We start from the raw sequence: 257 nt of genomic DNA, 5'->3' as shown, positions 1-257 counted from the left end.
GCGGATGGGGGGGCGGGGGCGCGGGGGGGCCGACGGGCCCGTCGGGGGCGACGACGGCGGCCTGGAGCTGGAGGCGGGGGCTCCGGCGCGCGGGCGGGTCGGGGGCGGACCCGCCGTGCCGGACCGCGGCGACGGCTGGGACGAGCCCGAGCACGAACGCTATGTGACGCGCTGGGAGGGGCAGCACGAGGGCGTGCGGCGGGACGGAGAGGGCGGAGCGGGCACGCCGGAGTATCCGGTCCGGGTGCGGGGCCGCG

Annotated in this window: 1 pseudogene; it reads left to right on the top strand. The window is 82.5% G+C overall.

Annotation, left to right across the window (positions count from 1 at the left end):
- A pseudogene (locus KVT44_RS56340) lies at positions 1-257 on the top strand (glycosyl hydrolase); the annotation flags it as partial.

This window comes from Streptomyces sp. GbtcB7 (assembly GCF_019091445.1).
GTDB classification, from domain to species: domain Bacteria; phylum Actinomycetota; class Actinomycetes; order Streptomycetales; family Streptomycetaceae; genus Streptomyces; species Streptomyces mirabilis.
This window is presented reverse-complemented; position numbering and strand designations above follow the sequence as displayed.